This window comes from Providencia vermicola (assembly GCF_020381325.1).
GTDB lineage: Bacteria > Pseudomonadota > Gammaproteobacteria > Enterobacterales > Enterobacteriaceae > Providencia > Providencia vermicola.
On the sequence record NZ_JAGSPI010000011.1, the window covers coordinates 92230 to 115623 of the forward strand.

The 23394-nt window shown below is 43.3% G+C and carries 25 protein-coding genes; 12 read left to right on the forward strand and 13 right to left on the reverse strand.

Annotated features, from left to right (window positions below):
• The first annotated feature begins 42 nt into the window (after positions 1 to 42).
• From pyrB to nrdG, 5 genes are all read left to right on the forward strand, one after another.
• Entirely contained in the window at positions 43 to 978 is a 936-nt protein-coding gene (gene pyrB / locus KDJ85_RS16255; RefSeq protein ID WP_206083264.1) for an aspartate carbamoyltransferase, read from the forward strand.
• A gap of 13 nt (positions 979 to 991) precedes the next feature.
• Positions 992 to 1456 (forward strand): aspartate carbamoyltransferase regulatory subunit, encoded by a 465-nt coding sequence (gene pyrI / locus KDJ85_RS16260; RefSeq protein WP_206083263.1) that lies wholly within the window; start codon positions 992 to 994, stop codon positions 1454 to 1456.
• A gap of 134 nt (positions 1457 to 1590) precedes the next feature.
• Positions 1591 to 1977: a 2-iminobutanoate/2-iminopropanoate deaminase gene (gene ridA, locus KDJ85_RS16265; protein ID WP_225820544.1), complete on the forward strand. Its 387-nt coding sequence runs from the start codon at positions 1591 to 1593 to the stop codon at positions 1975 to 1977.
• A 380-nt stretch (positions 1978 to 2357) separates the two neighbouring features.
• Positions 2358 to 4496 (forward strand): anaerobic ribonucleoside-triphosphate reductase, encoded by a 2139-nt coding sequence (gene nrdD, locus KDJ85_RS16270; protein ID WP_225820545.1) that lies wholly within the window; start codon positions 2358 to 2360, stop codon positions 4494 to 4496.
• Positions 4497 to 4500: 4 nt separating this feature from the next.
• Positions 4501 to 4965, forward strand: a complete 465-nt coding sequence (gene nrdG / locus KDJ85_RS16275; protein ID WP_225820546.1) for an anaerobic ribonucleoside-triphosphate reductase-activating protein — start codon at positions 4501 to 4503, stop codon at positions 4963 to 4965.
• Here nrdG and KDJ85_RS16280 read toward each other — a convergent pair.
• Together KDJ85_RS16280 and KDJ85_RS16285 are read right to left on the reverse strand one after the other, a co-directional pair.
• Positions 4962 to 5399 carry a YhbP family protein gene (locus KDJ85_RS16280; protein WP_225820547.1) on the reverse strand — a complete coding sequence of 146 codons (438 nt, stop codon included), beginning with the start codon at positions 5397 to 5399 and terminating at the stop codon, positions 4962 to 4964. The two genes, nrdG and KDJ85_RS16280, sit on opposite strands and share 4 nt — an antisense overlap.
• Positions 5400 to 5661: 262 nt before the next feature.
• Positions 5662 to 5913, reverse strand: coding sequence for a YdgH/BhsA/McbA family protein (locus KDJ85_RS16285; RefSeq protein ID WP_225820548.1), 252 nt, complete (start codon positions 5911 to 5913; stop codon positions 5662 to 5664).
• A 270-nt stretch (positions 5914 to 6183) separates the two neighbouring features.
• Between KDJ85_RS16285 and KDJ85_RS16290 the strand changes: the two genes are divergently transcribed.
• Positions 6184 to 6522, forward strand: a complete 339-nt coding sequence (locus tag KDJ85_RS16290) for a GIY-YIG nuclease family protein (RefSeq protein WP_225820549.1) — start codon at positions 6184 to 6186, stop codon at positions 6520 to 6522.
• Here the strand turns inward: KDJ85_RS16290 and KDJ85_RS16295 are convergent.
• Positions 6492 to 6998, reverse strand: coding sequence for a GNAT family N-acetyltransferase (locus KDJ85_RS16295; protein ID WP_225820550.1), 507 nt, complete (start codon positions 6996 to 6998; stop codon positions 6492 to 6494). The genes KDJ85_RS16290 and KDJ85_RS16295 overlap by 31 nt on opposite strands.
• Positions 6992 to 7516, reverse strand: a complete 525-nt coding sequence (gene ubiT, locus KDJ85_RS16300; RefSeq protein WP_225820622.1) for a ubiquinone anaerobic biosynthesis accessory factor UbiT — start codon at positions 7514 to 7516, stop codon at positions 6992 to 6994. Before ubiT ends, KDJ85_RS16295 begins: the two co-directional genes overlap by 7 nt.
• Before the next feature lie 374 nt (positions 7517 to 7890).
• On the opposite strand from ubiT, the gene ubiU reads away from it, so the two are divergent.
• A complete protein-coding gene (ubiU, locus tag KDJ85_RS16305; protein ID WP_206083254.1) occupies positions 7891 to 8886 on the forward strand; it encodes a ubiquinone anaerobic biosynthesis protein UbiU in 996 nt (331 codons plus the stop codon).
• A gap of 18 nt (positions 8887 to 8904) precedes the next feature.
• Positions 8905 to 9780 (forward strand): U32 family peptidase, encoded by an 876-nt coding sequence (locus tag KDJ85_RS16310; protein WP_225820551.1) that lies wholly within the window; start codon positions 8905 to 8907, stop codon positions 9778 to 9780.
• A gap of 41 nt (positions 9781 to 9821) precedes the next feature.
• On the opposite strand, the gene KDJ85_RS16315 is transcribed toward KDJ85_RS16310, so the two are convergent.
• The 5 genes from KDJ85_RS16315 to KDJ85_RS16335 form a co-directional block, all read right to left on the reverse strand.
• Positions 9822 to 10139 (reverse strand): type II toxin-antitoxin system YafQ family toxin, encoded by a 318-nt coding sequence (locus tag KDJ85_RS16315; RefSeq protein WP_225820552.1) that lies wholly within the window; start codon positions 10137 to 10139, stop codon positions 9822 to 9824.
• Positions 10120 to 10407: a type II toxin-antitoxin system RelB/DinJ family antitoxin gene (locus KDJ85_RS16320; RefSeq protein WP_225820553.1), complete on the reverse strand. Its 288-nt coding sequence runs from the start codon at positions 10405 to 10407 to the stop codon at positions 10120 to 10122. Before KDJ85_RS16320 ends, KDJ85_RS16315 begins: the two co-directional genes overlap by 20 nt.
• A 131-nt stretch (positions 10408 to 10538) precedes the next feature.
• The gene (locus KDJ85_RS16325; protein WP_225820554.1) at positions 10539 to 11693 is read right to left on the reverse strand and encodes an ABC transporter permease; all 1155 of its coding nucleotides are present in this window, start codon (positions 11691 to 11693) and stop codon (positions 10539 to 10541) included.
• Positions 11693 to 12838: an ABC transporter permease gene (locus KDJ85_RS16330; protein WP_225820555.1), complete on the reverse strand. Its 1146-nt coding sequence runs from the start codon at positions 12836 to 12838 to the stop codon at positions 11693 to 11695. The genes KDJ85_RS16325 and KDJ85_RS16330 overlap by 1 nt, the downstream gene beginning before the upstream one ends.
• A gap of 10 nt (positions 12839 to 12848) precedes the next feature.
• Positions 12849 to 13820 carry an HlyD family secretion protein gene (locus KDJ85_RS16335; protein WP_225820556.1) on the reverse strand — a complete coding sequence of 324 codons (972 nt, stop codon included), beginning with the start codon at positions 13818 to 13820 and terminating at the stop codon, positions 12849 to 12851.
• A 303-nt stretch (positions 13821 to 14123) separates the two neighbouring features.
• Between KDJ85_RS16335 and KDJ85_RS16340 the strand changes: the two genes are divergently transcribed.
• The 4 genes from KDJ85_RS16340 to KDJ85_RS16355 all read left to right on the forward strand — a co-directional run bounded on the left by KDJ85_RS16340 (position 14124) and on the right by KDJ85_RS16355 (position 17334).
• Complete coding sequence (locus KDJ85_RS16340) at positions 14124 to 15809, forward strand: sensor histidine kinase (RefSeq protein ID WP_225820623.1); 1686 nt, start codon at positions 14124 to 14126, stop codon at positions 15807 to 15809.
• Between the two features lie 18 nt (positions 15810 to 15827).
• Positions 15828 to 16544 carry a two-component system response regulator BtsR gene (gene btsR, locus KDJ85_RS16345; protein ID WP_206083240.1) on the forward strand — a complete coding sequence of 239 codons (717 nt, stop codon included), beginning with the start codon at positions 15828 to 15830 and terminating at the stop codon, positions 16542 to 16544.
• 160 nt (positions 16545 to 16704) lie between these two features.
• Positions 16705 to 16974 (forward strand): hypothetical protein, encoded by a 270-nt coding sequence (locus tag KDJ85_RS16350; RefSeq protein ID WP_225820557.1) that lies wholly within the window; start codon positions 16705 to 16707, stop codon positions 16972 to 16974.
• Positions 16975 to 16989: 15 nt separating this feature from the next.
• Positions 16990 to 17334: a type II toxin-antitoxin system RelE/ParE family toxin gene (locus KDJ85_RS16355; protein ID WP_225820558.1), complete on the forward strand. Its 345-nt coding sequence runs from the start codon at positions 16990 to 16992 to the stop codon at positions 17332 to 17334.
• 73 nt (positions 17335 to 17407) lie between these two features.
• On the opposite strand, the gene KDJ85_RS16360 is transcribed toward KDJ85_RS16355, so the two are convergent.
• From KDJ85_RS16360 to rpsO, 4 genes are all read right to left on the reverse strand, one after another.
• Positions 17408 to 19333: a DEAD/DEAH family ATP-dependent RNA helicase gene (locus KDJ85_RS16360; RefSeq protein WP_225820559.1), complete on the reverse strand. Its 1926-nt coding sequence runs from the start codon at positions 19331 to 19333 to the stop codon at positions 17408 to 17410.
• A 171-nt stretch (positions 19334 to 19504) separates the two neighbouring features.
• Positions 19505 to 20422, reverse strand: coding sequence for a lipoprotein NlpI (gene nlpI, locus KDJ85_RS16365; protein ID WP_225820560.1), 918 nt, complete (start codon positions 20420 to 20422; stop codon positions 19505 to 19507).
• A gap of 94 nt (positions 20423 to 20516) precedes the next feature.
• Entirely contained in the window at positions 20517 to 22643 is a 2127-nt protein-coding gene (gene pnp / locus KDJ85_RS16370) for a polyribonucleotide nucleotidyltransferase (protein WP_206083235.1), read from the reverse strand.
• A gap of 397 nt (positions 22644 to 23040) precedes the next feature.
• Positions 23041 to 23310, reverse strand: a complete 270-nt coding sequence (rpsO, locus tag KDJ85_RS16375) for a 30S ribosomal protein S15 (RefSeq protein ID WP_047755880.1) — start codon at positions 23308 to 23310, stop codon at positions 23041 to 23043.
• Positions 23311 to 23394 lie beyond the last annotated feature (84 nt).

Below are 23394 nucleotides of genomic sequence, written 5' to 3' on the forward strand. Positions count from 1 at the left end.
GCCTATAGACCTAACATGTCTTGCTGACAAAGGAGAACAACCATGCCGAATCCTTTATATCTTCGCGATATTATTTCGATTAACGATTTAGACCGCTCAGACCTTGAGCTTGTGCTCAATGTGGCTGCGTCATTAAAAAAACAGCCACAACCTGAATTTCTAAAACATAAAGTCGTTGCGAGTTGTTTCTTTGAAGCATCAACTAGAACCCGTTTATCATTCGAAACGGCGATCCACCGCTTAGGCGCTTCTGTCGTAGGGTTTTCTGATAGCACGAATACATCGTTGGGGAAAAAAGGCGAAACGTTAGCAGATACAATTTCGGTTATCAGCCAATATGTTGATGCAATCGTGATGCGTCATCCTCAAGAAGGTGCGGCACGTTTAGCCAGCCAGTTTGCGGGAAAAATCCCTGTTATCAATGCGGGCGATGGTTCTAACCAGCACCCCACACAAACGCTACTGGATTTGTTTACCATCCAAGAAACACAAGGCCGCTTAGAGAACTTACAAGTGGCAATGGTCGGTGACCTAAAATATGGCAGAACAGTACACTCACTGACGCAGGCTTTATCTAAGTTTGAAGGCAATCACTTCTACTTTATCGCACCAGAAGCGCTATCCATGCCAAACCATATCTTGCATATTTTGGAAGAAAAAGGGGCGACTTACAGCCTACATAATAACATTGATGAAGTCATGCCTGAGCTGGATATTCTGTATATGACTCGCGTCCAAAAAGAGCGCCTCGACCCATCTGAATATGCCAATGTAAAAGCGCAATTTATCTTGCGTGCTGAAGACCTACACTCGGCAAAATCGAATCTAAAAGTCTTGCACCCACTACCACGTATCGATGAAATCACAGTCGATGTTGATAGCACCCCTTATGCGTATTACTTCCAGCAAGCAGGTAACGGCATCTATGCGCGCCAAGCGTTGCTATCACTGGTTTTAAATAAAGAATTGGCTATCTGAGGAGGACAACACCATGACACACGACCATAAACTACAAGTTGAAGCCATTAGCCACGGTACGGTTATCGACCATATTCCTGCTCAAATTGGCTTTAAGCTACTGAAATTATTTAAATTGACCAAAACAGATGAGCGCATAACTATTGGGCTAAATTTACCCTCTAGTAATCTGGGTAAAAAAGACATTATCAAAATTGAGAATACCTTTTTAACCCCTGAACAAGCCAACCAACTGGCGATGTACGCGCCTGAAGCGACCGTAAACCGTATTGAAGATTACCAAGTTGTTGAAAAATTAGAATTAACCTTGCCAGAGCATATCGATAATGTACTGGTATGCCCAAATAGCAACTGCATTAGCCACAATGAACCCGTTTCAAGCAGTTTCCGTGTGAAAAAAGTGGGCAAAGAAGTCGCTCTGACTTGCCGTTTCTGTGAAAAAGAGTTCGATAGAGACGCCGTGATCAATAATCAATAGGTTATTTCAGCGTAGACTTCGGTGTTGTCTGGGCGCAATCCGTGTTTTAATAGCGCCTAATAGCCATAAAAATGTGGCTCAGCCTAGGTTATATTAGGTGAGTCGCTTCTCTTACGTGATGAAACGGAGTAATTATGTCATACGAAATCAATACAGAAAACGCACCCGCAGCCATTGGCCCATACGTTCAAGGCGTTGATTTGGGTAGCATGGTTATCACTTCAGGCCAAATCCCTGTTGATCCAAAAACAGGGGAAGTGCCTGAAGATATCGCTGCACAGACTCGCCAATCACTGGCTAACGTCAAAGCAATTTTAGAAAAAGCAGGCTTAACCGCAGCAGATATCGTTAAAACCACTGTATTCGTTAAAGACTTAAATGACTTTGGAACAGTCAATGCAACCTATGAAGAATTCTTCAAACAACACAACGCACCATTCCCAGCACGTTCTTGTGTTGAAGTTGCTCGTCTGCCAAAAGACGTGAAAATTGAAATTGAAGCCATTGCCGTTCGCAAATAACGCTTAATTCAATATAGACACCCCATGATATCGGTGGGGTGTTGTTCTCTCCAATCCCCTTGTTCCTGCTTATTACCTCTCTCAAATACTGCGTCACATCCATTAACCGAGTCGAAACTTAAGTTAAACTTTTTTATTACCCGCAAGAACATTTATTTTCGGCGCCCCGCTTTGGATATTCAGGCACTTAATTATTTTCTTTGTTTTGGATCAAACTAATGTCAGCTAAAAAAAAGCAATAACCTATATATTGTGCTTTAATTACCACCAAAGACACAATATGTAGTATTTATTCACATTTTATCCACAGAAAGACGCTCAGTAGGAAGATAACGGATAACGCCGTTAGCACTGTGGATAACTTAAAAAGGAGAGAGACAGTGGGAACGGTTGTCATTAAAAGAGATGGTTGTCAGGTCAATTTTGACCTTCCGAGGATTCAAGAAGCCGTAAAGCGCGCTGCCGCTGCGGTGGATGTTAAGGATGACGATTATTGTCTTCAAGTTGCCTCTATCGTCACTGAGCAACTTTGCAACCGTAGCCAAGTGGATATTGGTGAGATCCAAGACGCTGTCGAAAACCAACTGATGGCAGGGCCATACAAAGATTTAGCCCGTGCCTATATCGAATATCGCCATGATAGGGACAGTGAGCGTGAAAAACGCAGTCAACTAACCCATGATATTCGCGGATTGATTGAACAAAGTAATGTTTCCTTACTCAACGAAAATGCCAATAAAGACAGTAAAGTGATCCCAACTCAACGAGACTTACTCGCAGGGATTGTGGCAAAGCATTACGCCAAACAGCATATTTTACCTCGCGATGTCGTTCTAGCTCATGAAAGAGGTGAAATTCACTACCATGACCTCGATTATGCGCCATTTTTCCCCATGTTTAACTGTATGCTTATTGATCTAAAAGGTATGTTAACTGATGGATTTAAGATGGGAAATGCAGAAATTGAGCCCCCTAAATCTATTTCAACTGCAACAGCGGTAACAGCACAAATTATTGCTCAAGTCGCTAGCCATATTTATGGCGGTACAACCATCAACCGAATTGATGAAATTTTAGCCCCTTATGTGGCGATCAGTTACCAAAAACACTTAGAAGTTGCACAAGAGTGGGGAATTGCAGATGCAGAAGGTTACGCGCAAAGCCGTACCGATAAAGAATGTTATGATGCGTTCCAATCTTTAGAGTATGAAGTGAATACGCTACATACTGCTAATGGCCAAACGCCATTCGTTACATTTGGTTTTGGGTTGGGTACATCAAAAGAAGCGCGTTTAATTCAGCAATCTATTCTAAAAAACCGCATTGCGGGCCTGGGCAAAAACCGCAAAACCGCTGTGTTCCCGAAACTGGTTTTCGCTATCAAAGATGGCCTAAACCACAAACTTAGCGACCCAAATTACGATATCAAGCAATTAGCATTAGAGTGCGCCAGCAAGCGCATGTACCCCGATATTCTCAATTATGATCGTGTTGTTGATGTCACTGGCTCATTTAAAACACCAATGGGTTGCCGTAGCTTTTTAGGGATTTATGAAGAAAATGGCGAACAAATTCATGATGGCCGCAACAATTTAGGTGTCATTAGCCTAAACTTACCGCGTATCGCTATTGAAGCGCAAGGGAGTGAAGATGCATTCTGGGCACTCTTAGATGAGCGCCTCGCTATCGCGAAAAAAGCCTTAATGACGCGCATTGCCCGCTTAGAAACCGTAAAAGCCCGCGTTGCGCCTATCCTATATATGGAGGGTGCCTGTGGCGTGCGACTAAAAGCAGACGATAATGTCGCTGAGATTTTCAAAAATGGCCGCGCATCAATTTCCTTAGGCTACATTGGGCTACATGAAACGATCAATGCACTATTCGGTTCAGAAACCCACGTGTATGACAACGAAAAATTACGTGAAAAAGCAGTCGCTATTGTCGCTCGCTTACGCCAAGCTACCGACGAGTGGAAAGCACAAACAGGCTACGGCTTCAGCTTATATAGCACGCCGAGCGAAAACTTGTGTGACCGTTTTTGCCGCATCGATACCGCAGAATTCGGCGTCATTAACGGCGTCACAGATAAAGGCTACTACACCAATAGCTTCCATTTAGATGTTGAAAAACAAGTTAATCCTTACGACAAAATCGACTTTGAAGCACCGTACCCTGCAATCGCGAATGGCGGTTTTATCTGTTACGGCGAATACCCGAACTTGCAACATAATGTCAGAGCGCTGGAAGACGTGTGGGATTATAGCTATCAACACGTTCCTTATTATGGTACCAACACACCGATAGACGAATGTTATGAATGTGGCTTTTCTGGCGAGTTTTCTTGTACCAGCAAAGGGTTTACCTGCCCAGCTTGCGGTAACCATGACACCAACCGTGTTTCAGTGATCCGCCGCGTATGTGGTTATTTAGGTAGCCCAGATGCGCGCCCGTTTAATGCAGGTAAACAAGAAGAAGTGAAGCGACGCATCAAACACCTAAGTAATGGTCAAATAGGTTAATGGTATGAATTATCACCAATATTATCCTGTTGATGTGGTTAATGGCCCAGGTACACGCTGCACACTATTTGTCGCGGGGTGTGTCCACCAGTGCCGCGGTTGTTATAACCAAAGTACGTGGCGAGTGGATTCAGGCGTGCCATTCACTCAAGAAATGGAAGACCAAATTATTCAAGATTTGCAAGATACGCGTATCCGCCGACAAGGGCTCTCCCTCTCTGGCGGAGACCCTCTGCACCCAGCTAATTTGCCAGCGGTACTCAAGTTAGTGAAGCGAGTGAAAGCGGTCTGCCCAGATAAAGACATTTGGTTATGGACAGGATACATATTGAGTGATTTGACGCTTGAACAACAAAAGGTTGTCAGCTTAGTCAATACCTTAGTTGACGGCAAGTTTGAGCAAGATTTACATGACCCGCGCTTAATTTGGCGCGGTAGTTCGAATCAAGTGATCCACCATTTGCGCTAAGCTTCTCGGGTCCAATGCAATTTGGTGCCAAATCCCAATTTATTATCCACCATTTTGACCTTCACTAAATGAAGCTGCCACACAGGTAGCTTCGCCGAGAGGGCAACGGGGAATCGTCGGCAATAGATATTTCTAGCTTGCTGTTCTAATTCCCCTTCAAGCTTTTCAATTTCACCAATAAATTGAATACCTTGTATTGCATTAACGGCTTTGGTCTGCGCTGATATTGTGCCAGCAACTTGCGGATTAGCCGCTATCAATTGCCCATGCTTTGAATTCGGGTCTGTCATTAAAATCAGACTCATCGTTTTCGCATCAAATGCATAATAACAACTGGCAGGCCAGATATCATTGTGATGATGAGTGAATAGGGAAAAAACGTGTTGGCGGGAAATATAGCGCTGGATGTGTTTTAAGGTTTGTTCAGGCGTCATAGCGGTTTCCATATAAACCCGTTCAGAACAAGCTCTTGGAGATAACTCCGTGAGCTCGTTAAAACAGTTCTGAACGTAGGCGTAAAATTCGCTATTACTATAGCCTAACTAATTAAAAATGGTTCTAATTAACTTGGCTTTTTAGACTATCTCACCTAAGTCTTTACTCTAAATAATTCGAGTTGTAGCTAGGCGGCAAGTGAATTAACACGGCCAACAACGCTACGGCTCGAAGTATGACGAGTAAATATGATGAATAAGTTTATTTATAGATAGCCGCAGTTCCGCTCATTGAATTCTCACCGCTTGCAGAAATCACACGGAAAGAAGTTGCACCAGCTTCATCAGCTTTTTTGGCTAATTGTGCGGTCAGGTCATTTACGCTAACTGCACCAGTCACTGAGACATAACCTGCAGCAGGTTGGCTAGAATGTTGAACTTCATCAGCTGCCATTGAACCAAATGATGCAGCACCTAAAGCTAAAGCAGCAGCAAATAATGTTGATTTTTTCATCGTATGTTCCTTTTTGTAAACTTGATTTTTAATCGGGGTTTTTACTGTCCCCCTGTGATATGGATCATATTATGCGCTTTAAATTGGAATGAAAATTAGCATATTTTGCTATAGTCATTCAAATAAATTGAATGATAACCTATATTGAGGTTACAGCTTTGTGACAACTTTATTGCCTTTTTTATTTATATATTAATGTGTTATAAATAACTCCCTTAACGAATATATTCGTCTTTAACCCATTGTTTTTAACTAAGAAAGCAGCACAAAATGACAAATATCACCTCAGAAAAAAGCGAGTTAAAAGAAAATAGCTGGTATATCTACTTAGTTAGAGAGAAAAATAACGCGCTTTATTGTGGGATCACGACGGATGTACAGCGCCGGTTTGAGCAACACAAAGCGGGAACGGGGGCAAAAGCATTGAGGGGGAAAATGCCATTAACATTAGCATTTTCATGTCTGATCGGTTCGCGTTCAGCCGCATCCCAAATGGAATATAAAGTTAAGCAACTGAGTAAAAAGACAAAAGAAAGGCTGGTCACCGACCAGCCTAGCGATTTGGCGGCTTATTTAGCTCAAGCTAAATTGTCAAAATGTGATGAATAAACCACATCACCTTGTTGTTCGCCTATCCCACCATTTTCTAATCCGCAAATTAAAAAGTGAGCTTGTAGTTCTGGCCACTGGCAACGAATGTTATGTTTAGACGCTTGTGCAAACCCAAAGCGCGAGTAATATTGCTCATCACCCAGCACAACCACTGCACCATAACCAAATTCATTCAGGCTATCTAACCCCTCATAAACCAGTTTCTCAGCAATACCTTGTCCTTGGTGGGCTTTATTAACAGCTAAAGGTGCTAACCCCACCCATTGCACGTCTTCACCATTTAGGTCAACAGGGGTGAAACCGACATAGCCTATCACTTCGCCATTATCATTGGTCGCAACAACCCCCAATGTCAGCAAACCATCTTCACGTAGATGCTGAACAAGGTTAGCTTCCGCTTCCGTTGGGAAGGTTTCCCGCAGTAACCTATCAATACCCATGGCATCAACAGGGATCTCTACCCGAATTAGCATGAGGTCAACGCAGGGACTTTATGCTCTGCGTCCTCGTTGTCTTGTACCGTTTTAATCACTTCAGCGAGTTGCAATAATGCAAACCGCAATGGCGCTGGCATATTTTCGAGCTCAAAAGCATCCATCAAGTTTTTCACGTATAACCCTAACTCGGTATCCCCTTCAATGACCAAACGACGTTGAAAAAACAATGTATCTGGGTCTTCTTTGCGAGCTGCTATCAGCACTAAATCATTGGCATTACCGCTGACGCTGACATCTTCTTCTGCATGTTTCTTAACCACAAGTTGGCCGTCTTGCAAGCTGATAAACCACACCAATGCTAAATCGTAGATCTCGACTTTGAGCCATTTACCTTCTAGAAAATCAAGCTCCCCTTCTTTTACTGACTCACGAAACTGCCAACTTAACAGTTGTTCAAGTACCTGACGTTGCACAGCAAATGGGGTCACTTTTAAAGGCAATTTCAAAAGTGAAGGGCCTTTTGTGATGAGTTGAGAACGAATTTTACCTAACACAATACTGACTCCCGTATTCATTGTTTGCCCGTTTTCGTGTAACTACTTAATCAGAGTAGCAGCTCGAAGTAATTAGGGTAACATGTTGTCTATACACATAATTTAAAAAAATCCAACAATCAATAATCACATTCATTGATATTATTGATGCGTTATTTGGGTTATGATAAGCATCTTGCCAAAAAATAGGCTCATAGGTCTGATCCTATATCAATTTTTGCCCATCTCGCCAATATTTATTTTTTATCTACCTGTTTTGCTATTTGCTTAACGAATACAAACATCCATTAACAATTTCTCTGCTCTAAATCAAAATCTATAACAGTTCCCTTGACTAAAATAGCCGCTATCAAAATTTATACAGGGATAGGTCAATGGAATTACTCTGCCCAGCAGGAAACTTACCTGCTTTAAAAGCTGCCGTGGATAATGGGGCTGATGCGGTGTATATCGGGCTAAAAAATGATACTAACGCACGCCATTTTGCAGGTTTAAATTTTACGCAAAAAAAACTGCATGAAGCAGAACGTTATATTCACAGCCGTAATCGTAAACTACATATCGCCATCAATACATTTGCTCACCCAGATGGCTACCAAAGATGGCAAGATTCGGTAGATCTTGCCGCTGACCTTGGTGCTGATGCCCTGATTATCGCCGATATCGCGATGCTAGAGTACGCCGCCACTAAATATCCACACATTGAAAGACATGTTTCTGTTCAAGCCTCTGCCACCAATACCGAAGCGATCCGCTTTTACCAACGCAACTTTGATGTTCACCGTGTGGTACTGCCTCGCGTACTTTCGATTCATCAAGTTAAACAGCTGGCAAAAAATAGCCCTGTTCCCCTTGAAGTGTTTGCATTTGGCAGCCTGTGTATTATGGCTGAAGGGCGCTGTTATTTATCCTCTTATCTAACGGGAGAGTCCCCAAATACCGTTGGAGCCTGTTCCCCTGCCCGCTTTGTGCGTTGGCAACAAACGGCTGATGGCATGGAATCACGCCTAAATAATGTACTTATCGACCGCTATAAAGCCGATGAAAACGCAGGTTACCCCACTTTGTGTAAAGGGCGCTATTTGGTGGATGAGCAGAAATACCATGTTCTCGAAGAGCCCACCAGCTTGAATACGATCGAATTATTGCCTGAACTAATGGCGGCGAACATTGCCTCTGTGAAAATTGAAGGTCGTCAACGTAGCCCCGCTTATGTTTCTGAAGTGGCACGTATTTGGCGCCAAGCCATTGATCGTTATAAAGCCAATCCAGATAACTTTGTCACCGATCCTAAATGGATGAAAGCACTTGGAAAGCTTTCTGAAGGAAGTCAAACCACATTGGGTGCTTATCATCGAAAATGGCAATAATTAAAAGGTAAAACTATCATGCAGTACTCTTTAGGATCAGTGCTTTATTACTGGCCAAAACAGACATTAAACGACTTTTATCAACTCGCTATGCAAAGTGAAGCTGATATTATCTATCTCGGTGAAATGGTGTGTAGCAAGCGCCGTGAAATGAAACCCAATGATTGGATAGAGCTTGCCCAGCAATTAACCAAAAGTGGCAAGCAGATTGTATTGAGCTCCCTTGCACTACTGCAAGCACCTTCAGAACTAAAAGAAATCACCAAATTAGTCGATAACGGCGAGTTTTTACTTGAAGCACACGACTTTGGCGTGATTAACATGTTAGTGGATAGAAAACTGCCATTTGTGGCAGGCCATGGTCTCAATTGCTACAACGCCCAAGCGCTGAATATTTTATTGCGCCAAGGAATGACTCGTTGGTGTATGCCTGTTGAGCTCTCCCGTGATTGGCTGATTAACTTGCTCAATCAATGTGAGGAAATCGGTATTCGCCATAAATTCGAGGTGGAGGTCATGAGTTATGGCCATCTTCCCCTTGCCTATTCAGCACGCTGCTTTACTGCACGTTCAGAAAACAAGCAAAAAGATGATTGCGAAACCTGCTGCATTAATTACCCTCAAGGGCGTAAGGTGCTTTCCCAAGAGCAACAACAAGTATTTACATTAAATGGTATCCAAACACTCAGTGGTGACTGTTATAACCTCGGGAATGAGCTGGCATCGATGAAAGGTTTAGTGGATATTGTGCGCATTTCCCCTGAAAGCATTGATTCCTTAGATGTACTTGCGCAGTTTAAGGCCAATGAAGATGGCATGATGCCATTATGTATTGAAAACCAGAGCTGTAACGGCTATTGGCGACAAATTGCGGGCTTGTCGATGGTGTCTTAAAAAATGAATAAGGTAATGAATCCAAACATAAATTCATTACCTTAACCAAAGAGCTCACTGTGAGAACCAATATCAACAAATGTAATTAAATTACCCTTATCTGATAGTCGATAGATCAATAGAAAATCACCACCGATATGAAGTTCTCTCGCTCCCTGCCATTCACTGCCTTCAAGTTCATGATCTAAGTATTCTTTAGGAATCACTTTTTGAGAAAAAAGAATCTCCATGATAATAACCGCACTATTCATATCCCTACGACCAGCTTTGTTATAACGTTCCCAAGACTTTTTAAACGTTGGTGTATAAGCAACCTGCCTTGGTTGCTTCGCTCTCTTATTATTTAACTTTTGAGTCAACTTTGCTTAACTCCACCATCATTTCGTCAACAGAAGCATATTGTTGTTCAATAACGTTAGCTTCTTCTAATGCTAGCCCTGTTTTTCGCGAGGGTTGTTTACGTTTAATTTCGAAAGGAACTTTTTGTTCCTGCACCACTTGCTCTAGAAATAAACGTATTGCAGCACTGATAGTTAAGCCACAATCTTGTAATACACTCGTTGCTTCTGTTTTTAATTGTTCATCGATACGGCTACGAACATCTGCCGTTTTTAATAAAGTAGACATGTTATCTCTCCTAATATCAAAATGTAGCTACATTGTGGCTACATTCTTAATGAGTATAGCATTAGACGATAACTTAGTCATTACTTGGTTAAGTTATCGTCGATTATATAATAGGAAAGTAGTTTAAAAACCTAGCGGTGGTGCCGACGCCAGCGATTGAATACGTGGGTTAAATGGCGCAGTTCCCCATCGCGCAGCATACCAATAAAGACCCCGATGACGGTATAAATCACGCCTAGCGTTAGCATCATCACAATATCCATAAGGACATCACTAAACGGTAAGCCCATTTGGTTAAGGCCAGCCATGGCATTTGTTGCCCATGTAGACGGCAGCGCAGAGGCAATCATTCGCACCCAATCGGGCATGGCTTGTAACGGCCAAATCGTACCTGACATATAAAACACAGGTGTAGTGATAAACGCCAATGTTAAGTAAATCATTTCCACGCTGCGTAAGCATTCCGTGACCAACTTGCCAAGGCCAAGCACAGCTAACAAGAATGGGAAAGTAAACAACCAAATCACATACAGTGGCGCTTCTTGTCGGAACCCCAGCACCCATGGCCAAAGGGCAAAAAATACTGTCGATAAAAACAGCCAAATCGGGATCAACGCCGATAATGCCCCTAAATAAACAGCTAACGGCGGTTTCCCCTTAGGTGTAGAACGAACGGCAATACTGACTCGCACGCAGGCAATCAACAAGGAGTGCTGTAACAGCATAACCAACAAGCCTGGGAAAACAATCGCCGCAAAGCTAACACCTGGGTTATACAAGGGCTCTGTTTCACTACGTACAGGGGTAATAATGACCTTGGCTTGTTCTTGGCTATAACCCGCTTTGGTTAATAATTCCGTGTTATAGGCATTAAGTAATGTTTGGTACGCCTTAGAAAGCTCCTGCTGAATTTGCCCACTCGCCAAGCGGTTTGTTGCATCCCCATACACAGGCACGGTAATATTTTTGCCGCTTAATAAATGCTGTTGAAAATCTGTTGGAATGATAATTATCGCAAATAGTTTTCGCGCAATCATATCTTGGCGAGCTTGCGCAAGATTATCATAACCGTGCAACTGCACTTTAGGGGTCGCATCCAAATCACGGATCAGTTCGCGGCTTGCTGTGCTGTGATCCATATCAATCACCGCAACGGGTAAGTCCCATAATACGGGTCTCGCATACACCAAACTCATCACACAAAGTGATACCAAAAGGAGCAGCCACATGGGTTTTTCTAGCATCCCAAGCAACACTTTACGGAAGGTCGCAAAATACACAGTCATTATGCAGCGCCTCCTTGAGTTTCCAATCGTTTCACCAAACGCTTACGCACTAAAAAAGCGGTAACAACAGGGTAAATCAGTAAAAATAAACAGACTTCGACTATCCGACCAAACGAAATTTCTCGTAAGAAAATATCAAACATTGCATTAAGCGTATGAGTTAACGGCTCGATATTCGAAATAATCTGCGCAGGCAAAATCATCGCTAATTCAGGCACAGCCATCCCTGAGAAAGCTAATGCGATACTCACTAGCATCCCGATTAAGCTGTAAGCCATGATGGCGCTCGAGGTAAAGCTAAAGAGCAATAAACCGACACTTTGCGCCGCTATCACATAGAAGAAACCAACCACAATCATATACAGTGGGTTCCCTATCACTTTGGCGTCAAAAATTGTGACTAATGCTGCCAGTTCAATGGCTAATAATGTACTGAAAAATAGCGTATAAGGTGCCATTTTGCCTAACAAAGCAGTAGCAAAAGGCTTGACGCTCTGCAAAGTCGTACCGCGCGACATCGTGTAAATTGTCGCCGTTACCACAAACAGTTGAAGCATATGGATTGTCGCGGCAAACTGTTGATAATAAATATAACTGCCACTTGGATTGAACAAGCTGTCATAGGAAAGTGTCACTTGCGCTAACGGCGGCAAGGCTTTTCCCATCGACTTTGCCATTTCTTGACGGTATTTCGCATTAAGTTCTGCCACCAGCCCACTAAAGTCCTGAATGGCGTAACTTCCTGATGCGTAAAATAGTGCATTGTAATACATCCGTAATTCGGGCTGACGCCCGCGAAGAACATCCTCTTCGAAATTATGGGGAATATACAATAATGCGTAGTCTTTTGAGCTCCCCAGTCTTTTAAGTGAGGTACTGAGGTTATCGTCCACCGTTTTCACATCAGCGTGAGGGCCCGCATTCAGATCGCGAATAATTTGCCGAGACACTGGGCTATGGTTGTCATCCACCACCGAAACAGGCAGATCCATCAACGTTCCCTCAGAAAAGTTAGCGCTAACTAAGGTAAACAACATCAGCGGGAACAACCAGCTCAACCAATGAAAAACAGGGCTACGGATAGCCATTTGTGTTTCGCGGCTAAAAGCATGTTCAAAGCCGTGCCAAGCGAACTTTAATTTCATGGCAACACCTTTACTTATCCCAGTGCCATAACACACTCATACCAGGTCTTAATCCATCGATAGGCTCAACAGGATATAAACGAATTTCAAAGGTTTTTAAGTCAAAATCCCCAGTTGCTCGCGTCGCTCGTTTCGTCGCATAATCCCCTTTTGGTGCAATATAACGAATTTCTGCCTCAACCATTTTGTTACCTAAAGCGGGGATATCAAGCTGAACTTTATCGCCTTTTTTCACACCCACTAAAATATCTTCGCGCAGATTATAAATAAAATATGCTTGCGGTAAGCGGATCAGTGATACCAGCGGGCTACCCGCATTGAATAACTCACCAATTTCGGCAGGAATGGGGCCAACTTCACCATCGACAGGGGCTTTAACCTGTAAATCATCAATTTGCACTTGGATCTCAGCCAATTTTTGCTCTGCTTGCTGTAAAGCCGCCTCATATTGGTGGCGCTGCTCAATACGATCCCCATGTTGCCCTTCATCTAAACGGGCTTTTGCCCCTTGTACTTGTGAGAAAGCAACCTCTTTGGCTTTACGTGCATTATCTAGCTCATTCGCTGAAACATAGCCTTTGCTTTTTAAATTACTTAAACGTGCATATTCCCGGGATGCGTTTTGGTATTGCGAATTGGCTTGAGCTAACGATGCTTGTAAATCGCGAATAGTTTCTGCTCGTGTCCCATTTAGAGATTGGTCAAGTTGTGCTTTGGCTTGGTTTCTTGCTGCTTTCGCAGCTTCATATTGTGCTTGCAGTTCAGGGCTTTCAAGGGTTAACAATAATTGCCCCTGTTTAACATCATCGCCACGCTCTACATGCCGTTCCATCACACGTCCTTTGGCTTTTGAAGTCACAATCACTTCAGGCGCATCCACTTCTCCCTGTAACAATAAATATTGATTATGGGAATGAAACAACGCCGCTGCTGCAATTAAGATAAGCATCAGCAAAATCAGTACTATTGTTCTTTTTTTCATTATTTATGCGAACCTTAAATAATAACGGGGGAAACTATTTTCCCTAGAGTATGACAAGAAAATTAGATATAGCGTTAATAAATTCGTGCGCAAGATCACGAAAAGGCAGGTCTTTGTCTAATATTGAATCGATTTTTTTCTTATGTCAAATAATGATGAAATACCCTAATTCAAATGTCGATTACTTAACCAATGACTTACGGTATAATTACGAAGAAAATAAATACTAAAAATAGATAGACCCAAGTAGCCGAACGCAGTCAACACCCCCACAATGTGAAATATGACGAGCATATGACAAGCATGTACGAATTTGATTTAATTTTACTATTACTCCAACAAATGTGCGTCTACCTCGTTATTGCTTGGGCCCTCAGCCGCACCCCACTCGTCATTCCATTATTAAAGGTCACCATCCGCTTACCCCATAAGGTGATGTGTTACCTGATTTTCTCTGTATTTTGTATTATCGGGACGTATTTCGGTTTGCATATCAATGACTCTATCGCTAACACTCGCGCTATTGGTGCGGTATTAGGCGGCTTACTGGGTGGCCCTGCTGTTGGATTTGCTGTCGGTTTTACAGGTGGGATCCACCGCTATTCATTAGGAGGAATGAGTGCATTTGCCTGTATGGTTTCGACCATTGTAGAAGGGCTGATTGGTGGATTGGTTCATCGTTACTATATGAAACGCGGTGAAATTAATAAAATTTTTAACCCTGTTACCGCCAGTTGTGCCACGTTTGTGGCTGAAGTCCTTCAGATGCTCATTATCCTGTTATTGGCTCGCCCCTTCGATGAAGCAGTTGAACTGGTGAGAAGTATTGTTGCACCGATGCTGGTCGCGAATACCATCGGCGCAGCCATGTTTATTCGTATTCTGCTCGATAGACGTGCGATTGTGGAAAAATACACCACTGCCTTTTCTGCACAAGCCCTTAAAATCGCCTTAACCACTGAAGGGATTTTACGTAAAGGCTTCAATGCAGATAACAGTATGAAGGTCGCCAAAATTATTTATCAAGAACTCGAAATTGGCGCGGTTGCGATTACGGATCGAGAAAAAATACTCGCCTTTATTGGTATCGGTGCAGACCATCACCGACCAGGCACACCAATCTCATCTAATCAATCTAGGCAAGCAATTGATAATAATGAAGTTGTTTATGCTGATGGCAATGAGACGCCCTATAAGTGTTCTCTGTGTCCAACATGTAAACTCGGCTCTGCCCTCGTCATCCCCTTACGAGGTGAAAATGACCGAGTCATTGGCACCATAAAGCTTTATGAGGCCAAAAATAGCTTATTTAGCTCAATTAACCGTACATTAGGTGAAGGTATTGCCAGCTTATTTTCTGCGCAAATCTTAGCGGGTCAATACGAACGCAATAAACAGTCACTACTGCAATCGGAAGTGAAACTACTCCATGCCCAAGTAAATCCTCACTTTTTGTTTAATGTACTCAATACGTTGCAGGCCGTGATCCGCAAAGACAGCCAACAAGCGGGGCAGTTGGTTCAATATATTTCGACCTTTTTCCGTAATAACCTCAAACGTCCAGAACAAAGCGCTACTTTGGGTGAGGAAATCGAACATATCAATGCTTATTTGCAGATAGAAAAAGCGCGTTTTCAAGATAGCTTGCAAATCCATATTGAAATTCCTGAAGAAGCCAAACACGTCGAACTACCCGCATTTACCTTACAACCCCTTGTTGAGAATGCAATTAAACACGGCACCTCACAGTTATTAGAGACAGGATATATTACAATACGCAGCTATATCGGCAGTGAACATGTGTATATCGAAATAGAGGACAATGCAGGGTTATATAAACCAGCAAAACAAAGTGATGGCCTTGGGATGGGCTTGGTCGATAAACGCCTGCGCTTAAAATATGGCGAACAATATGGCATTAGCGTAGAACATGAGCCAGAAAAATTTACCCGAATGAAAATCCGTCTGCCGTACTTGGCGGCACCCTAATAATGATAATGTAACCCTATGAATGTATTAATTGTTGATGATGAACCCCTTGCGCGGGAAAACGTCCGTTGCTTACTCGAAGAACACGATGATATTGACATTATTGGTGAATGCGCGAACGCCATCGAGGCAATAGGCATCATTCATAAAAAAAAGCCTGATGTGGTCTTTCTTGATATCCAAATGCCGCGCCTAACGGGCTTAGAAATGGTGCGCATGTTAGATCCCGAAGACCGCCCTTATATTGTATTTCTGACCGCCTTCAATGAATTTGCCATCCAAGCATTCGAAGAACATGCGTTTGATTACCTGTTAAAACCCCTTGAACCTGAACGACTCGAAAAAACCTTAAATCGCTTACGCCAAGGTAAGCAAAAGCAAAACCTTGAACTTCTCGGCAACAATGAGCCTCTGAAATTTATCCCATGTACAGGTCATAGCCGTATTTACTTGATGAAGCTCGATGAAGTTTTGTATGTCACATCGCGTATGAGCGGTGTCTATGTAATGAGTACACAAGGACAAGAAGGTTTTACTGAACTAACACTACGCACATTAGAGATGCGTACCCCGCTGGTGCGCTGCCACCGACAATATTTGGTGAATATGACCCAACTGAATGAAATTTTGTTTGGTGATAGCGGGCAAGCCGAGTTGGTGCTCAGCTCTGGTGAACATATTCCTGTCAGCCGCCGCTACCTAAAGCCGCTAAAAGAAGCACTGGGGTTGGTTTAAATTTATCAAACAACAGCAACTCATTAACAAGGTGTATAAATTAATGATAAATTTGTACTCCTAATTCATCTTCTCTATAATAAAATCATGGATTCTGTAAATAGACGCTAAACTCTTAATGTTTATTTCCAAATACCCACAATAAATACAGGAGCAAAACATGTCTAATACGATGTCTCAAAAATCAGCTCGTGAAGGGCTTGGTAACCCAGAGCTCTTTCGTGGGGGGGTTTTTGTTACAAAAAACGGGCAATCCGAACTGTTTATCCAAACCAGTGCTGAACGTGAAATCGAGTTGCAAGAAAGAGAAAGAGAGCGCCAATCAAACGCACTTTTAAAATTAGTTATGGCTGCAAAAGATGATGTTAAGCATCAAAGAACACTAACACCAGAAGAAGCACTTGAAAAGCTACGCGCAGCAAGAAAATAATGAAAGGGATCTTTAATGGCTCACAGTTATACCATCACCCTTGCAGAAACTGCATTATGGTCACTGCAGGACATAGAATCATTTAAAATCAATTACATGAATAGTAAACAAGCTGCAAAGTTCATTGATAATCTACTTTTATCATCCCTAAAAGCAATATCCGAAGATCCTGAACGCTATCGTCCGAATCAAATGTTAGCAGATAAAGGCGTACTCATTCGAGAGCGCATTGATATAGATAGCCAGTATCGATGCTTGTATGAATTTGATGAGCAAACAAAAAGCGCCATTATTCTACTTTTTGTGAGCACACAACAGGATTTAGAAAAAACGCTATACCGTTATTACGTACTTAAATAAAAAAACCCGCACTTCAATAAAAATGCGGGTTTTGTGATTTTAGGGAGAAATTAATCCCTATAAAACCAAACTATTATGCGTTATGACTGCTGCTACGACGACGTGGAGCTGCATTATTGCCTTCTTGGCGTGGCGCAGAATTACCACGGTCACGGTTACCACCGCCACGACGTTCACCACCACCACGACGCTCGCCGCCACGGTCATTACGACGACCTGCACCGAAACCACCTTCGCTACCACCTTCACGGCGTGGGCCACCACGACGCTCACCGCCACCACGGCGTTCAAATGGTTGTGCATCACCGATCAGTTGCATTTGCGTTGGTTTATTCAAAATACGCGCACGGCTTAAGTGAGTTAACACGTCAGTTGGCATACCTTTTGGTAATTCAATTGTCGAGTGAGTTCCGTACAATTTGATGTTACCGATATAACGGCTGCTGATATCTGCTTCGTTAGCAATCGCACCAACAATGTGACGAACTTCCACACCATCATCACGACCAACTTCGATACGGTACATTTCCATGTCACCAACATCACGACGCTCACGACGGCCGCCACGCTCACCACGTTCTGCACGGTCAAAACCGTTGCCGTTGCTATTACGGTCACGACGGTCACCACGACGATCATCACGGTCGTTGAATTCACGACGCGGACGACGTGGTGCATCTGGTGGCAGAATCAACGCACGCTCACCTTGTGCCATTTTTAACAATGCCGCTGCTAAGGTTTCCATGTCGACATCTTCAGATGGGGACATTTTCGCTAACAGTGAACGGTATTGGTCTAAATCGCTGCTTTCTAATTGCTGTTGAATTTTCTCAGCGAATTTCGCCTGACGACGTTGGCTCAGCAGATCAGCATCTGGCAGCTCAACCTCAGGAATAGTCAGCTTCATGGTGCGTTCAACGTTACGCAGCAAACGGCGCTCACGGTTCTCAACGAACAGTAATGCACGGCCTGCACGACCTGCACGGCCAGTACGACCGATGCGGTGAACGTAAGACTCTGCATCCATTGGAATGTCGTAGTTAACCACTAGGCTAATACGCTCAACGTCCAGACCACGCGCTGCAACATCAGTCGCGATCAAGATATCCAAACGGCCATCTTTTAAGCGTTCTAACGTTTGTTCACGCAGTGCTTGGTTCATGTCACCGTTTAGTGCCGCACTGTTGTAGCCATTGCGTTCTAACGCTTCAGCCACTTCTAATGTTGCATTTTTGGTACGCACGAAAATAATCGCTGCGTCAAAGTCTTCTGCCTCTAAGAAACGTACTAACGCTTCATTTTTACGCATGCCGTACACAGTCCAATAGCTTTGAGCAATATCTGGACGAGTTGTAATGCTAGCCTGAATACGAATTTCTTTCGGGTCTTTCATAAAACGACGTGTAATACGACGAATTGGTTCAGGCATTGTTGCAGAGAACAGCGCAGTTTGGTGTTCTGCTGGAATTTGGCTCATGATGTTTTCAACATCTTCAATGAAGCCCATACGCAGCATTTCATCAGCTTCGTCTAAGACTAAGCCTTTTAATTTAGATAAATCTAACGTGCCACGTTTCAGGTGGTCAAGCAGACGACCTGGCGTACCCACAACAATTTGTGGCCCTTGGCGTAATGCACGTAATTGCACGTCATAACGTTGACCACCGTACAGGGCAACAACGTTCACGCGGTTCATATGTTTAGAGAAATCGCTCATTGCTTCCGCAACTTGCACAGCTAACTCACGCGTTGGCGCAAGTACTAAAATTTGTGGTGCTTTCAAATCAGCATCGATGTTGTGCAGTAATGGCAAACTGAACGCAGCAGTTTTACCGCTACCTGTTTGTGCCATACCTAATACATCGTTGCCATCCATTAACAATGGAATACATTGTTGCTGGATTGGAGAGGGTTTTTCGTATCCCAGGTCGTTCAGTGCTGTCAAAATAGATGCTGATAAACCTAACTCAGCAAAAGAAATATCGGTCTCAGTAGTCATGTAAAGGTGCCTCATACATAGTGGCAGCCAGTTTACATAACCATCGGAAAATCATTTCGGTCATTTTCATTTAAAATGTGAACTGGCTCAAATTGTGTTTATTAAACGAACAAATAGGCCTTCACCCCGAGGGATGATGACTTAAAATTTTTTCAATGAAATGTTCGTCAGCTATTGCTGGCCCGATTCTAAAAGGTCGTCTTGTTCTTGGCCTAACAGCGCCAATTCCAACAATGCATAGCGGTGTTCAACAAAGCTGTGAGCGTTGTTAGCTACCGTCAGTTTGAATAACGCAATTGCGCTATCCTTATCCCCCAGACTTAGGTAATGTTTACCTAAATAGAAGTTAGTTTCACTGAGATGCTCAGCGAGCGAAGTGTTATCCGTAGATGTTTCTTTCAAACGCTCCATCAATGCATTTTCATTGATATTGCCAAGATAGAATTCTACGATATTCCAGCCCCATTGCCCTTTCTCCGCTTGGTTGTAGCGGGCAGCAAGATTATCTTGCGCCATACGCGGGTCTATGTTTTTCTCGACGAGATAAAGCCACAGAGTACGAAAAGGATCATTTGGATCTATCTGATAATACGCCAGCAGATCATCCTGCGCTAGTTTGTACCGTTCACCGTAATATAATGCGATGCCACGATTCATCCGCGCGAAATTGTAAGTTGGATCAAGCTCTAAAACAGAATCAAACGCTTCATAGGCAGCATCATAATTGCCTGCCTGCGTAAAATATATCCCTAAAAAATTAAAAACTTCAGGAATATCAGGACGTATGGCTAACGCAGTCGAAAAATCGTTACGTGCCAGCGCCCTTAAACCGAGACTATCATACAACACACCGCGCTCATATAAAAGCTGTGCGTACTCATCATCGGTTAAAGATCGGCTCGCAAGGATTTGTTCCATACGAGCCAATATCACTTCTTGCTGTAATGAAGGTTGAAGAGGAACGGCAAATACCTCGTTCTTTCGCCAATCTTTGCTACTACATCCAATAATAACAAAAAAGATAAGCGCCAAGAGCACACGCGGGAGCGTGCGATAATCTCTCACCCGAAGACAGATACTGTTCAGCATACTCCGTCCTTACATTACCACGCTTTACAAATTATGGTTTCAGCCAATTGGCCGATAGCACCCTACAATGTAGGGTGCTGTTTTTTAGGTCAACTTACTCTGCTGAGTCCTGTGGCTGTGCACCTGATTCTTCAGTTGGTGCAACGGCTTCTTTCATGCTCAGGCGAATACGGCCTTGACGGTCGATTTCTAATACCTTAACAGGAACTTCTTGACCCATTTGCAGGTAATCAGTCACTTTCTCTACGCGTTTATCCGCGATTTGAGAAATGTGTACCAAACCTTCTTTACCGCCACCGATTGCAACAAATGCACCGAAATCAACGATACGCGTCACTTTACCTGGGTAAATGCGACCGACTTCAACTTCAGCCGTGATGTCTTCAATACGACGAATTGCTTCTTTCGCTTTCAGGCCATCAGTTGCTGCAATCTTCACAGTACCATCATCTTCGATTTCAATCGTTGTGCCAGTTTCTTCCGTTAATGCACGGATCACCGAACCACCTTTACCGATGACATCTTTGATTTTGTCTGCATTAATTTTGATTGTATAAATGCGTGGTGCAAATTCAGAGATTTCTTCACGTGGACCATTAATCGCTTGTTCCATTGTACCAAGAATGTGCAGACGCGCACCTTTTGCTTGGTTCAGAGCAACTTGCATGATTTCACGTGTGATACCTTCGATTTTGATGTCCATTTGCAGTGCACTGATACCTTCACGGCTACCTGCAACTTTAAAGTCCATATCACCTAAGTGGTCTTCGTCACCTAAGATATCAGACAGAACAACGAAATCGTCACCTTCTTTCACCAGCCCCATTGCAATACCAGCAACAGCGGCTTTGATTGGTACACCTGCATCCATCAGTGCTAATGATGCACCACAAACAGACGCCATTGATGATGAACCATTAGATTCAGTAATTTCAGAAACAACACGGACTGTGTATGGGAAATCAGCGTGATCTGGCATCACCGCTAACACACCACGCTTCGCCAAACGACCATGACCGATTTCACGACGTTTAGGTGAACCTACCATGCCTGTTTCACCAACAGAGTATGGAGGGAAGTTGTAATGGAACAAGAAGCGATCAGTGTATTCGCCCATTAATTGGTCGATAACTTGCGCATCACGTTCAGTACCCAGAGTTGCCGTTACCAGCGCCTGAGTTTCACCACGCGTAAACAGTGCAGAACCGTGAGTACGCGGTAAAACACCCGTACGAACGTCCAGTGCACGAACCATGTCTTTCTCACGGCCATCGATACGCGGCTCACCACGGATAACACGAGTACGAACAACTTGCTTTTCTAAGTTAGCTAAAATATCTGACACTTCAGATACATCAACGTTTTCGTCTTCCGCAACTAATACCGCAGTGACTTCTTCTTTGATTAAATCAACTTGTGCGTAACGTTCTTGTTTCTCAGTGATACGGTAAGCATCACCCATGCGGCTTTCTGCTAATGCAGCCACGCGATCATGCAGGGCTTGGTTAACTGGCTCTGGCTGCCAATCCCATTTCTCTTTGCCCGCTTCTTTAACTAATTCATTGATGTTCTGAATAACAACTTGCTGTTGGTCATGGCCAAATACCACCGCACCTAACATTTGCTCTTCACTTAACAGCTCAGCTTCAGATTCAACCATCAATACTGCGTTGTCAGTACCTGCAACGACTAAATCTAAGCGGCTTTTTTTCAGTTCATCAGCCGTTGGGTTCAGAACATATTGGTCATCGATAAAACCAACACGTGCAGCACCGATTGGGCCATTGAATGGAACACCTGACAGTGCTAATACTGCAGATGCACCGATCATCGCAACGATATCTGGGTTAACTTGTGGATTAACAGACACAACAGTTGCAATAATTTGGATTTCGTTCAAGAAACCTTCTGGGAACAGAGGGCGCAGTGGACGGTCAATCAAACGAGCGATTAACGTTTCACCTTCACCAGGACGACCTTCACGGCGGAAGAAACTTCCTGGGATACGGCCTGCAGCGTAAGTACGCTCTTGATAGTTAACCGTTAAAGGGAAGAAATCTTGGCCTTCTTTAACTTTTTTCTGTGCCACAGCAGTCACAAATACTGCGGTGTCATCCATGTTAACCATAACTGCGGCTGATGCTTGACGAGCAATCATGCCTGTTTCAATCGAGACGGTATGTTGACCGTACTGGAATTTACGAACAATAGGATTTAACACAATAATACCCTTTTTGTAAGGCTACCTGAGCATTTCGGGTAGCATTGGCTTATTCTTCCTACAGCCTCGCGACTAATGAGAAGATTGATATTCCAGTCATCAACGTTCTCATTAGCCGCGCGAATCGGATGCAGCGAAGAGGCATACTAAAACAGTTAATTACGACTTATAGCTTAACATTTAAGTTAAGTACAATTCGAGTATTACTTCAACTTTCAAAATAACTTTTAGCAGAAAAGGGGCCAGGGCCCCTTTTCACTGAAACTGACTATACTCGTCATACTTCAAGTTGCAGCGTTGTTGACTACACTCACTCGCACTAGTCACATACTTATGCATGCCCCTAGTATCTCACTCATTTGTCGCCTAGCTGCACCTCGAATTATTTAGAGTAAGACTAGCGACGCAGGCCTAAACGCTCGATCAGAGCTGTGTAGCGTGCGATATCTTTACCTTTCAAGTAAGCTTGTAAGCGACGGCGTTGTGCAACCATACGCAGCAGACCACGACGGCTGTGGTGATCTTTTTTGTGCTCTGAAAAGTGGCTTTGCAGATGGTTGATTTGTGCAGTCAGAAGAGCGATTTGAACTTCGCTTGAACCAGTGTCATTTTCACCGCGACCGAACTCAGCAACGATCTTAGCTTTCGCTTCATTACTTAGAGACATAATAAACTCCAAAAAAATTAATGTAAGTGGTGAGAGCCAATCTCTAATTTAGCATCTCAAGATTAAGCGCCGCTATTCTACGCT